This is a genomic window from Facilibium subflavum, assembly GCF_003574485.1.
Classification (GTDB): Bacteria; Pseudomonadota; Gammaproteobacteria; order Francisellales; family Francisellaceae; genus Facilibium; species Facilibium subflavum.
Genome location: NZ_QLIT01000270.1, coordinates 17,323 through 30,672 on the forward strand (window position 1 = coordinate 17,323; position 13,350 = coordinate 30,672).

Here is a 13,350-nt window from a genome sequence, read left to right on the forward strand (position 1 = left end):
AACTTGTGTTATGGATGTTTTATCATCCGTTCTAAATCAAAAAAATGGCTACAGCAAAATCATATGTTTATTTTATGATATGAAAATGGTATTTTTTATCACATAAATGCTTTTTGTGCATGTCATAAAATAGCATAGAAGAAGAGTTAGAAAGTAAAAGGACAGAGGATTTATGCATATAAGTGACTATATAAAGCTTAAAAAAGATTATACAGAGCAAATTGGAATGGAAACCGGCGGCTTAATTCAGTGTAGTGAAGGCTATGATAACAACTTTCGTGACCTAGGCAGTAAAAAGATCATCAGGCTTCGATGTAGCTATCAAGGGATTTTTGAAACACCGGTTGTATTTGATGAGCACTATTGTGGTGATTTTGTCTGGGATGGTGGGGATGAGATCACTGTGTTTGACTTTTTTTCCTCAGGCGGTCACCCAGCTTTGACACAAGAAGGTGTAACAGATTGCGCTGGCATTGTCAAGCAAGATACTTTCTTTTTTCACAGTGGGCATTTTAAACCAAAAGCACGTGATATTATTCCCTTTATGTTTCGGTTTATCGACAATTCACTGGATGATTATCAGTTGGCTGAAGAAAAACAAAGCTGTTTAACATTTCTTTGTGAGGAAATGCTACTAGAGCTTTATTATGATCAAAGTAGACAAACAACAGAGATGACCTTCCTTTCTTTATGTGAACATGTGCTAAAATATGGCAATTTTAAAAAAATACCACATAGCAGCATAAATTTAGAAGATGCTCCTTTAAGAAGATATAGCAATTATGAGGAATATCTTATTTATACTAGGCAACAAGATCGTAAAAAAATAACACAAGAAAGACGACAAGTGCCGCATTCAGAGCTTATTGAAAGGCGGTGGCAGGCTGATAATAGTAGTGACAATTGTTATGTCTGCGCGCAAAGAATTCGCGGTTCCTTATTTACGACAAATAAACACCATTGCCGAGTCTGTGGGCAGATTATCTGTGGTAATTGTTATAAAACGGCAGATGTACCGAACCCTCTAAGTGGGAAAGGAGTACAGACTAAAACGGGTGTACACCGTACAAAAGTATGCAATCCTTGTGTGCAGGCTATTCAGCGTGCTTATTAAATAATAATATTTCCTGTTGCGCCTGCTAGCTTTTAGTTGTGAATGACACCGATAAAGGGAAGAAAAGCGTAGTTATTGGTGGCGAGTATTTTTCAATGTGGGCAAATAAATTTAGTGGCCAGGGTAAGGCCTATATTCTTTCAACGTTTATATGATTATCGATGGTCTATGTTAAAGGAAGAGAAAAATACTTTGGTTTGATTATTATGACAATACGTGATTTTTTTAATATATCTAATCGTATAATTTACTGAGAAGTTACGCACTAACAAGTGTGACAGTTATCAAGCCAACTTACTTGATCATCGCCGTTTGCGGCTATCCACATGATGATTGTTAGAGGTGCAAGGCAGTGATGGCCATACTTCAGTAATTTATTTATTGATATAATGCTACTTTACAGGGGGTATAATATAGAAGGCTTTACTCCTTTCTGGCAATTCTATCAACCAAATCAGATAAATCATCAAATGATGGTTGGCAATAAAGCTTTGTTGTATTTAAGCTTTCATGGCCTGCTAGCAGTGCAATTTTTTCAAGTGAAACGTCAGCATCGACAAGATTTTTGCAAAAGGTATGTCGCAGAATATGAGGCGTAATAAAACAAAGATCCGTATATTCAAAGCGTCTTTTTATCATCAGCTGTACACCACGAATGGTAAGCTGTCCTCTTTGGCCAGTGATAACGTATTCATCTTTACCAGACATCTTGACAAAACCCAGTGTAATAAGCGCATATCTGGCATCTTTGTTTAAAGGGATATCACGATAATGGTTAGTTTTGTGATAATATACGGTAAGCGCGCCTTTTTTATCGGTCATACGAATATGGGTCCATTTTAGCTCAACCAGTTCATTGACTCTCAGGCCAGTATTCAGCAAAAGTTTTATAATGGCATAATCACATTTATTTGCATATTTTTCCAGGTGGCTGATCATCATATCTTGCTGATTTTTATCAAGCCACCTTGGTATTGCATTATTATGCTTAAGCATTTTAGGAAAAGAAAAACGTTGTTGAATGTAATTAATCTGTAACAACCAGTTAATAAAGCGCTTTAATACGCTGATCTTTCGGTTAATTGAACTTGGTTTCATAGGATGATCAATTAAATGCTGCTTGTATTGCCTAAGATCAGTTGGTGTGATTTTTTTGGCTTGGAGTTCTTCATGATTCTTTTCCTCAAACCATTTGGCAAACAAATATAAATCTGAGGCATAGCTTTTAATGGTTGCAGATGAGCGATCATTGGTTTTAAGATAATCAATAAACGTTTCAATCAGATGAAGTTGATCCATAAAGCCTTTTGAGGTTTTTTCCTTTAAAAATAATGTAGCATAATTGTATGTTTTATACGATGAATTTTGACTTATTTAATCGTGTAATTATATTTATATGAATGATGATTATTTTGATGTTTGTCTTTGTAATTTGAGAAGATATCTAATTAATTTCCTTAAAAAATTGTTATTGTGTATTTATTTACAAGGAGGCTTATGATGAGCATACAATTAGGAGACAATGCACCAAACTTTAAGGCAAAAACAACTGTAGGAGAAATTGACTTTCATCAGTGGATCGGCGATAGCTGGTGTGTTTTATTCTCGCACCCAAAGGACTTCACTCCTGTATGTACTACTGAGCTTGGCATGGCAGCAAAATTAAAACCGAAATTTGACGCGCTTAATTGTAAAGTTATTGCTTTAAGCGTTGATACTGTTGAAGAACATCATGCGTGGATAAACGATATCAATGAAATACAAAAAACAGTCGTGAATTACCCCATCATTGATGATTCGACAATGAATGTATCGGCACTTTATGGGATGATTCACCCAAATGCTTCAGATAGCTTGACAGTGCGTAGTGTTTTTATCGTTGATCCGGATAAAAAAGTGCGACTAACCTTTACTTATCCGGCTTCTACAGGACGTAACTTTGATGAGATTATAAGAGTTATTGAATCACTGCAACTAACAGATAAGTATAGTCTTGCTACGCCTGTTAACTGGAAAAAAGGGGAGCAATGCGTTATTGTTCCTAGTGTTACAAATGAACAAGCAGAAGAAATGTTTGAAAATGGATTTGAAGTTATCAAGCCATATTTACGATTAACAGATGCTCCGGCATAATATGAGATAGGAAGTATGATTTTAGTCAGACAAATCTTTGATAAAGAAAGCTGTAATTATACGTATCTTATTATCTCTTTAGCATCTAAAAAAGGCCTTATTATTGACCCTGTAAAAGAGCAAGTTGAAAAATACCTTAGACTTATATCTGAGCTTGGTATAACACTTGTGTATACGCTAGAGACGCACACGCATGCTGATCATATTTCCGGCTCAGGGCTATTAGCGCAAAAACTTGGCTGTAAAATTGTAATGGGGCAAGAATCATCTGCAAAGTATATTGATGTGTTTCTTAAAGATGGGGAAACTATTACTATTGATGAAGATCTGTCACTAAAAGCCATATACACGCCTGGTCATACAAGTGATTCCTATAGCTATCTTATCAAAAATATGATTTTTACGGGCGATACTTTATTTATTCGAGGAACAGGGCGATGTGATTTTCAGGGTGGCTCTGCAAAACAGCAGTATCATAGTATTATTCATAAGTTATTTACGCTGCCTGATAACACGATCGTTTACCCTGGCCATGACTATAATGGTATGACTTGCTCTAGCATTTATGAAGAGAAAAAGCACAACCCTCGACTTAAAAATATAGACGAAGAATCCTATGTTCATTTGATGAATAATCTGGGGCTTGCCTATCCCAAACGTATGGATGAAGCCGTACCTGTTAATCTTAACTGTGGCTATGAATAAGTTTCCTGAAGACAAAGCATTTTGGCTTCGTTGTTGGGAGAATGATAACTATGAATTTTTTGATCAAAAGGATGTGAATGTACATCTAAAAAACTATCTTCATTTATTTATGCTTACGAACAACGATATCTGCTTTATTCCTTTTTGTGGGAAAAGCATTGATATGATTTATCTTGCCAGGTTAGGTGTAAAGGTAATAGGTGTTGAAATTTCAAAAAAGGCAGTGGAGCTGTTTTTTAAAACTTATGAACTAGATTATTCCATAACAAAAATAGACCCGTTAAATCAATGGGTTTATCAAAGTAATAATATCAATATTATTTGTGCTGATATGTTTGATATTGATCTAAGTCTGCTTACCAATAAAGTAGCTTTATGGTATGATCGTGGCGCATATATCTCAATTCCTAAGTGTATCAGGGAAAAATATGCAGCATATATTAATCATCATAGCGCGCTTATTAGCAATATATTTATGATTAGCACATATTATAATGGCATTTCAGATAAGCCACCTTATTCAGTTAGCGATGTCGAAATAAAAACCGGTTTTGAAAAATCCTACGATATTTTAAAGCTTGATTGTATACGAAACCCAGTCCTTTCTAATATGCGCTTAGAAAAGGGGGCGACTTTTCAGTTTTTTAACCTTTATAAACTGGTTTCAAGAAAAGCTGGTCACCACCATTTATAAACCGTTTTACAGATTTCATGCGTTAACAAGGCTCACTTTATCAATCTATCCAATATCACCTTGATGTGATTGACATATTGACTAAATAGATAAATAACGATCATCATGATATTTTTGGGTTGTCTTGTTGTAAAGCTGTTTTAGTGGTATGACAATGGCAATGGTTATTAAGGTATAAAAAATTGCAGCAATAAATAAAGTGTTCAGACTTTGGTAGCTGTCACTGATAATAAGTTGTGCTGATCCAGTAATATCTAGAATAGCAATAGTGCTTACCAGTGCTGAGCATTTTAATACCATGATGATTTCATTGATATAAGCAGGGAAAAGACGAATAAATAAGTTGGGCAGCATCACATATATAAAGCTTTGAAATTGCGTCAAACCAATGGCTTGTGCACTTAATACTTCATCACGATCCAGGTTTTGCAGTCCACCATAAAAAAGTGTGCAAGCATAGGCTGAAGCATTGATAACTAACGCAACAAGGCCGCTGATAAATGCATCTCCTAGAATACCCCCAAGCCATGAGTGATTAAGCCATGCGCTTTGGGTACTGCCATAGTAAATAATAAATAACTGTATTAAAAATGGTGTGCCACGAACAATATAAAGATAGCTGTTAATTATTGTACTGACAACATGGTTATGTTGCAGTTTTGCCCAGGCTAAAAACAAGGCAAAAGGTAAAGAAATAATTATGGCTAATAAAGTAAGCTCAATAGTCAACCAAATGCCATGTGCCCAGATGCCAGCATAATCATAAACTAATTCGAACATTTTCCATCCCATGATGCAATTTTTGGTTGATAAAGCGCCCAATGAACAAGGAAGCACTGGTTAATAAGAGATACAAAATAGCAGCAAACCCATAAAAAATCATTGGTGAGTAAGTTTCAGCAGCTGCAGATTGTGCACCACGCATGATATCAACAACGCCAATAACTGATACAATTGCACTGTCTTTTAAAACCACAAGCCATAGATTCATTAATCCAGGAAAAGCATGCTTGGCAATATGGGGTAACTTAATATTAAAATAGATAAGTCGTTTTGACATGCCAAGGGCTATTGCCGCATTTATTTGTCCTTGGTCAATGGCTTTTGAGGCTGCAATAAAAATTTGTGACGCATAGGCACCAAATATAATAGCTAATGCGCTGCCGCCAGCAATAAAGGCACTGATTTCAATATACGTGCCTAACAATTCACTCAAGATAACACTCATGCCAAAATAAAAAATAAAAATGACAATAATCTCAGGTAATCCACGTATCAATAAATGCCAAAGATAAGCCAGGGTACGGATTGGCCAAATAGCTTTTTCTAAGACGCTGCCAATAATCCCTAGAAAAAGGCCAAAAACCAGTGCGAATATTGAGATAAGTAAAGTGATTTTAGTGCCGGTTAGAATCATCCAGAAATAATTTATTGATGGCATATTAATTAAACCATTTATATGTTAATTTTGTCAATGTGCCATTTTCTTCCAGGCGATCAATCGCTTGGTTTAACTGATTTTGCAATATGGTATTGCCTTTTTTAACTGCAATTCCATTGCCAATACCAAAAGCTTGATCGTGTAATTGTCCTTGTGTGACATATTGACGGGTTTTTTCAGCTTTTAACAGGCTCACGGCAACCGGGCGGTCAAGGATAAGCGCATTGATTCTTCCGGCTTTTAAATCCATAAAAGCCAAAGCAGGTGATGGGTATGCTTTAAGTTTGACCGCTGTACCGTAGTTTGATGTGATATAGCTCCCAAAGGTATTACCTTGTTGGTAACCAATAACTTTGCCTTGCATCCCTTTTTGAGTGAGTGTAAGAGGCTTGTCTTTATTGATAATAAAAGTCGCTGCATTTTTATAATAAGGTTTTGTGAAATCAACGACTTTCGCCCGTTTTTTTGTAATTGATAACCCGCCAAAAATAGCATCATATTTTCCTATCATTAAAGCAGGAATAAGCGAATCCCAGGCAGTATCCGTGATTTCACATTTAACTTTCATTTGCTGACAAAGTGCGTTAACAACATCAATACCAAATCCAATCATTTGCCCTTTATCATTCACGCTGACAAAAGGTGGGTAGGTTGCATTGGTTGCAAAGCGAAGAGTTGTTGTACTGCTTGCAAAGCCTGTTGTTACAAATGCTATTGATAAGAGCATTAAGCTGATTTTTTTCATGAGATCCCCCTTTAAGCGGTTAATACTTCTTTTGCAGAAGCTTCACCTGGTTGATGTTGAATTAAATTTAAAAACTGTTGTAATCGCGCAGTGGCAGGTTGGTCGATAATACTGGCATCACCTTGTTCACAAACCTGACCTTGATTAATAAAAGCGAATTTATCTGCAATACGCTTAGCAAAGGCAATTTCGTGGGTTGAAATAACCATTGTCATACCTTGTTGTTTTAAACTTTGAATGAGGGTTAATACTTCACCAACCATTTCAGGATCTAAAGCAGAAGTGGGTTCATCAAATAACATAAGCTTTGGTTTCATCATTAAGCTTCTGGCAATTGATACACGTTGTTTTTGCCCACCTGATAGCATGCATGGGTAATGACGTTTTTTATTCTCTAAGCCAAGCTTCTTTAATAAGTGCTCTGCTTCTGCAAGAATCTGTGCTTTTGGCGTTTTAAAAAGTTTTCTAGGTGCAAGTGTCAAGTTATTAATAACATTCAAATGGCTCCAGAGATTAAAGTGTTGAAAAACCATGCCAACCTGGCAGCGTAAGGTTTGAAGTTTTTTATGGTTATACTTGGTATGTTGGTTGAAATGATAAATAGTTTGGTCAAACTCAATCGTGCCAGAAGTTGGTTTTTCTAATTGATTAATACATTTAAGTAAAGTGCTTTTACCAGAACCACTTTGGCCTAAAAGCACCAAAACTTTACCTTGTTCAAGCTGTAAGTCTACCCCTTTTAAGACATCATCCTGGCCGTAGGATTTATGTAGTTGTTTTATTTTTAGCATAATATTTCTTTGCAACCCTTTGTAGCATCCTAAGTTACATGAGCTTTTATGATTAATAAAATGAATTATTTATATTGTATGATAAAATAAATTCATCAAAAGGCTCAAAATACCATTATATACCACTTGAAAATCATTTTGTGATGTTTAGTTGATCAAAGGCAGATTGCCAGTCATTAGGCGTTTGTTGCCAAACTAATGTGACAGCGTCATACCAATAACTGTTTTTCTCCTTTTTTGCAATGCCCCAGCGCCATTCAATCTGTAAAGCACAAAGCATAATAAAGGTTGTTATATCAAGTGCACCACCTAGATGCGCTGTAGCTGTATCAACACTAATAAGCACATCTAAGTTCTTCATTGCTGAAGCAGTATCTAAAAAGTCATTCAAATCACTGCCAATGTCAATGATATCATGCTGATGTAATAGCCTGCGCTCATCCTCGGTGAGATCTTTTTGAAAAGCATATAACTGACAGTTTTTCGGTTTTTGAAAGTATTTAAGAAAAGTTGCTAAGTCCATGGAACGGCGATGATCTTGTTTGTATGTTGTATTGCCTTTCCATACAATACCTATCTTGTATTTATCATGTTGAAAAAAATGTGTGTGATAATAACAGACAAGCGATTTATCTGTCTTGAGATAAGCACCCTTGTAAGGCATATTATATTGGTTAATTGCTAAAGCACCAGCAAGATCCATTATTGGCGCATGATAATCAAAGTCTTTGGTGCAAGGTGTGTCAACAAAGTCTACTTTTGGAAAAGAAAGCTTGTAGAGTTTTTTTAGTAAATGATGCGTTTTAATATAGACAACAACATGTGCTTTTTGTCGGCATAATACGTGAAGAAAACGACAAAACATAATCATATCACCATAACCTTGTTCGTGATATAGGTAAATTGTCTTGCCCAAAAGCGGTTGTCCTTCATAGTAAGGTTTATTTGTTTTTGGTTTATAGATGTGCGGAAATTTTGCAATGGCTTTATCATGATAACGGTATTTATATTCCTGCCAGCCTTTTGAGAAATCAAATAAGGTCAATAAACTAATTGCTAAGTTAAAATGGGCGCTCACTGAATCAGGATTAATCTGTAAGGCCTTATTAAAGTAAGTAATCGCTTTATCGATGTCTCCTTTTTCATTTAAACTTGTACCAAGATTGATACAGGCATAAATATTATTTGCATCAATTTGATATGCCTTCGTAAAACAGTTAATTGCCTTATCAAGTAATCCTTTTTCCTTATATAAAACCCCAAGTCCATCGTAAGCTTCTTTATGCTGGGGGTTGATATTTATTAAGTGGCAATAGCAATTAATAGCTTGATCAATATTGTTAAGGCTTGTGAATGCTTGAGCTAAACCTAAATAGGCTTTTTCATTGTTTTGATCGATTTCTATGGCCTTTTCATAGTGATAAATGGCTTGATCAAATTGCTTTTCGCCTAAAAAAAGGCTGCCAATATTCATATGAATACCACTGTGATTTGGCTGAATCGATAGTGCTTTTTGGTAATATTGAAGCGCATTTTCTTTTTGATTTAACTGAGTTAATAATAATCCAATATAGATATAAGCATCAATATAATGCTTATCAAATGATAGAATTTGCTGGTAATAATAAAGTGCTTGTTCAAGTGCTTCTTGCTGCTGCAATAACCATCCAAGATTTAGATATGCTTGTAGATGTTTTGGATTTAACTGGATTGCTTTTTTAAAATAGTTAATAGCTTGGGAGATGTCGTTTTTTTGCAAAAACAGTTGTCCAAGATTATAGTAAGCAGCAGCATATTCAGGGTTTAATTGTATGGCTTTGTATAAACAAGTAAGTGCTTTTTCTGTCTTATGTTGCTCAGCATAAATGCGGCCTAAATTTGAATAAATTGCGGCATCTTTATCATTTAATGAAATCGCTTTATGCAAAAAGTGCTCAGATTGTGAGAAGTCTTTTAACTGGTAGTATAATATTCCTAATAAATGGTTGGCATCATAGTGTTTAGGATCTTCTTTTAGTAGTAAAAGGCACATCTGTTGCGCTTTTTCCAGCTGACCTTGCTGATATAACTTCATTGCGTATAAAAAGCTTGGCTTCAACGTTATTTCCTTATGCTGCCTGGTCTTTAACTTATTATATTGTATACCACTTATAAATGACTTGACAGCACAGCCACTTAATTACTCTGCACACAAAGCAGATGATGTGCATTGGGAATATGACAGTGACTATGTAACATTTCCATATGATTCATAGCAGGCCACATAAAGATTGCTTTTGCCTGATCATCAAAATTAAAAGAGAACTTCCAGTTATGGCAGTTGTGATTTATATCCTTATTACCTGCATAATCGATGGTTCCTGTCCAGATAATTCGATAGTCAGTTAAGCGCTTCGTAGTAAACGGCATGTTTTGCCATTTATCTGCTTTTCCTAATTGATCAGTCACTAAAACACCATCTTTTGTACGAATATAGCGGACACCTGGTTGTGCGTTTACATTATCTTTAGCATCGATTCTGCTTGTTGATAACCATGCTTTAAAGGTCTTGCCGTTTTGCGGTTTATCAGGATTGTAATTACAAATCATATTGGCAGCATCTATTCCTTGATAAATACCATCTGGCATTTCAATCGTCAATGGTATGATATATACCCCTGGTGTAATATACATTAAACGTTCTTGTGGTTTTTGTTCGATTTCCAGGGTTGATGTAACGCTTCTTTGATCTTCATCTTGCGCATAAACCTCAAATATTCCATGACCCACCCCAACATAACTTTGAAGTGTTATTTCGCAATTTTCTCCAGGTTCAAGCGTTACATTTTGCATGCAGCCTATAACATTTGGCTGTTCACCAGACCATGATGGAATACCTCTATTGATGATGGTGAGTTGTTTCCCACCTGTATTAACTAATTGTAAGGCTATTTTTTGATTGTCATGAATTGTTAATTTATTTATGCGCTTATTTGCCTGTTCAATTGAAATGGCTGCATCTTGTCTTATCACATCAAAGCTTGCCGTACTTATATTGTTACGATCGATATTGATAAAATCATGCTCACCTGTACTTAGTGTTAGATTATCAATAGCCGGTGCAAGGTTTGTTACCATGATCTGCATATTACAGCTTTGATTTGCTGCTAAAAATGGGCCAAAACAGGTGCGATTAAGTAGACGGATATTTTCATCGTCAAATATCTGTCCTTGCGCATCAACCAGGTGTATAGCATCTCCTATATTACTAAGTCCGCCTTCAAGGTAAAGATCAAAATTTCCAAGGTTATGAAACGTTACACCATAAATATTAACGGCATGGTCTTCTTTGTGAGGTAATGGTATTTCAAGTGTATCAGGTGCGCTAAAGCTAACACCTGCAGGCGTGATGCTGATCTCAGAAGTAATATAAAAAGAAGGTACGCCCTTTTTGTCAGCTGTGATAAATGGCGTAAGTTGATAATAAAGTGTTAAGCTTCCTGACCCATGCGCATCCTGTGTGATTTTAAGATCAATATGACAGCTATTATCAGGAGGAATAGCCAAGCTTTCTTTGCATGAGCCAGATTTAAGTATCTGAACGCCAGGGGGCAGTTTTTCGCTATCAACATCAACCACGCTCACGGCATAATTAGCATGATTAGTAAAATATATGGTTTGTATTTTAGGAGTATCAACAATGATATTTTGTGCATCTACTGCGGATGGGATAACTTCAATAATTGGTGAAATTGGCGCAAGGTTTGCTGCATTGATTTGGATAGCCGGCGCCTTAAGACTTTCTAATACTTTTTGGTTGGCTTTGAGTATATCCGAGGCATAAGGGCTGAAGCTTATCTTAATCGTTGTCGAAGTGTTTTCATTCGTTGGTGCAAAATAACCAAGTGGGATCACTTGATCCTTATATTTTAATAAATTACTACGACCAAAAGTATGGCGATTAGACGCAATAAGGTCAATCTGTGCGTAGACCTCGTAAGGCATGTTATCCGGCAGCCCCGATAAAAGCTCAGTTGCTGCATATAAAGGCGGGTAGTAATCCTGGGTGCTTTTACTGGTGAGCTTAACGGCTTGATGCTTTGTCGCATTATCATTAATCAATTGGGCATTATCATTTAATAATTTTAAAGCATCAGGGGACAAAGCAAGTGTGAGTGAAACCTGCTTTTGATCGTTAGCTAATAAAGTATCTTCAACACTTATAATCCCAGCTTGTTGATCATAATGGATGCCTTTTTGTGGATTTTTTAACTGTAAATGTTGAATGAAGTCATTACTTAAGCCACTTAAATCGATATTAAATCCTTGCAGTGCGCTGCCAGTATTATTCTTAATGGTAAAATCAATCGTATTACCTGCGGCAAAAACAACCGCTTTTTGTAATACCAGTCCATCACCTGGTAATTGGTCATCTTTAACAAACATTACATCGATCAAAGGCAGTTGAATCATTGTTTTATCAGGCAATACCTCAGAGTCAATTTCAACATGACCAAAGACTTTTGATGGCTCGCTCTGGCTGATATTACATTGATAAATATATTTTGTGCCTTCAGTAAGGGTTTGTGCATTTGACATCCCCATACAGTGCGATGCCGAGGCGATGCTATCAGATAAAAATAGTTTTATGTGAGTTAAATCTAATAATGGCGTGACTTCAACAGCATACTTAAGCTGTGAGTTTACCTTGGCTTTATCAGGTAAACTCGTCAGTGGCAGTATCTCAGCAAATTGGCTGTTACTATCAAAGGTATGCACGGTTATAAGCTTTTCACCTGTTTTAAGGTTTTTTTCATCACCAATGATGGTGATATCAATAACAGGATCAACACCTTTGGTCGCAATAATCTTTATTTGGCATGTTGTTTGGGGTGATAAAATTTTACCAGCACAATCAATATCAATGATATGAAGCCCATGTGCATTAAAGAGGGTAGTGAGCACTTGTGGTAATAATGCATTAAATATACCTGTATTTTGAACTGTTAATGTCTTGGGTACACCATTTGTTAAAAGCGCAATATTATGCTCAGTTGCGCTTAAGTGTGTCGTTGCATCCGTGTTAATGCTGAGGGTATCGTGATAACGATTTTTTTGCGCATCTTCAAAAATAAGATCAAACTTGGTCAGAGCGGTTTGTGCTTTTTCATTCGCTGTTGCTGTAATACTCATATGTTGAGCAGGCTTAAATGTATTGCCCTGTGTAAATGATAACACAAGCTCGATACCATTGGCTTTTAGTGTTTCAATTTGAGAAAGATCCGGTTGAATTAAAGTCAAATCACTTATCACCGTATCAGGTAGAAAAAGGCTTATTGTATCTGAAAGCTTTTCTGGTGATAAATACAGTTGCTTTTTCCCAGCTACATAATCATAAGGGGCCACAGAGACATTAATCGTTGGGTACTTGGCAAGATAGCCTGCTGCCCCAATTTTAATGAGCTTGTTTTCGGAATTATTTTTAAGTGCAGAAATAATTTCAGGCTTATTCAAAAACTTAGTAACATTGCCTGAGACACTATAGGATAAGGTTGCGCTTTTCCCCGGCGCTATTAACGGGAACATCAGCTGATTTGTATCTTTATCAAAATAACCATCATTAATGGCACTAAGTTAAGCCGCATTTTTGTATAAACCTCGAGCTTTTTTTAGTGGAGGATATGTCTTTGTTCTGCGTTTTCTGCACCGAGGCTCTTTGCGTCCTGTTCTGTTGGCGACCTGTTTATT

Annotated in this window: 11 protein-coding genes; 4 read left to right on the top strand and 7 right to left on the bottom strand. The window is 36.1% G+C overall.

Translation table 11 applies throughout. The features are described 5' to 3' along the window. Positions 1 to 172: 172 nt before the first annotated feature. Entirely contained in the window at positions 173 to 1,114 is a 942-nt protein-coding gene (locus DNK84_RS13105) for an FYVE zinc finger domain-containing protein (protein ID WP_119344923.1), read from the top strand. Between the two features lie 423 nt (positions 1,115 to 1,537). Here DNK84_RS13105 and DNK84_RS13110 read toward each other — a convergent pair whose 3' ends face one another. Then, positions 1,538 to 2,413 (bottom strand): tyrosine-type recombinase/integrase, encoded by an 876-nt coding sequence (locus DNK84_RS13110; protein ID WP_119344924.1) that lies wholly within the window; start codon positions 2,411 to 2,413, stop codon positions 1,538 to 1,540. Between the two features lie 198 nt (positions 2,414 to 2,611). Here DNK84_RS13110 and DNK84_RS13115 point away from each other — a divergent pair, with 198 nt between their 5' ends. From DNK84_RS13115 to DNK84_RS13125, 3 genes are read left to right on the top strand one after another with little or no spacing between them, the layout of a single operon-like run. Next, positions 2,612 to 3,247 (top strand): peroxiredoxin, encoded by a 636-nt coding sequence (locus DNK84_RS13115; protein ID WP_456236419.1) that lies wholly within the window; start codon positions 2,612 to 2,614, stop codon positions 3,245 to 3,247. A 15-nt stretch (positions 3,248 to 3,262) separates the two neighbouring features. Continuing rightward, positions 3,263 to 3,952, top strand: a complete 690-nt coding sequence (locus tag DNK84_RS13120; protein ID WP_235826908.1) for an MBL fold metallo-hydrolase — start codon at positions 3,263 to 3,265, stop codon at positions 3,950 to 3,952. Beyond that, complete coding sequence (locus DNK84_RS13125; protein WP_162902470.1) at positions 3,945 to 4,646, top strand: class I SAM-dependent methyltransferase; 702 nt, start codon at positions 3,945 to 3,947, stop codon at positions 4,644 to 4,646. Before DNK84_RS13120 ends, DNK84_RS13125 begins: the two co-directional genes overlap by 8 nt. Before the next feature lie 81 nt (positions 4,647 to 4,727). Here the strand turns inward: DNK84_RS13125 and DNK84_RS13130 are convergent, their stop codons facing one another. The 6 genes from DNK84_RS13130 to DNK84_RS13155 form a co-directional block, all read right to left on the bottom strand. Continuing rightward, positions 4,728 to 5,426 carry an ABC transporter permease subunit gene (locus DNK84_RS13130; RefSeq protein WP_162902471.1) on the bottom strand — a complete coding sequence of 233 codons (699 nt, stop codon included), beginning with the start codon at positions 5,424 to 5,426 and terminating at the stop codon, positions 4,728 to 4,730. After that, positions 5,407 to 6,087 carry an ABC transporter permease subunit gene (locus DNK84_RS13135; protein ID WP_119344928.1) on the bottom strand — a complete coding sequence of 227 codons (681 nt, stop codon included), beginning with the start codon at positions 6,085 to 6,087 and terminating at the stop codon, positions 5,407 to 5,409. The genes DNK84_RS13130 and DNK84_RS13135 overlap by 20 nt, the downstream gene beginning before the upstream one ends. 1 nt (position 6,088) lies before the next feature. Beyond that, positions 6,089 to 6,832, bottom strand: a complete 744-nt coding sequence (locus tag DNK84_RS13140) for a transporter substrate-binding domain-containing protein (RefSeq protein ID WP_119344929.1) — start codon at positions 6,830 to 6,832, stop codon at positions 6,089 to 6,091. Positions 6,833 to 6,843: 11 nt separating this feature from the next. Beyond that, a complete protein-coding gene (locus tag DNK84_RS13145) occupies positions 6,844 to 7,623 on the bottom strand; it encodes an amino acid ABC transporter ATP-binding protein (protein ID WP_119344930.1) in 780 nt (259 codons plus the stop codon). Between the two features lie 133 nt (positions 7,624 to 7,756). Next, complete coding sequence (locus tag DNK84_RS13150) at positions 7,757 to 9,697, bottom strand: tetratricopeptide repeat protein (protein WP_119344931.1); 1,941 nt, start codon at positions 9,695 to 9,697, stop codon at positions 7,757 to 7,759. A gap of 101 nt (positions 9,698 to 9,798) precedes the next feature. Continuing rightward, a complete protein-coding gene (locus DNK84_RS13155; protein WP_119344932.1) occupies positions 9,799 to 13,188 on the bottom strand; it encodes a hypothetical protein in 3,390 nt (1,129 codons plus the stop codon). Between the last annotated feature and the right edge of the window lie 162 nt (positions 13,189 to 13,350).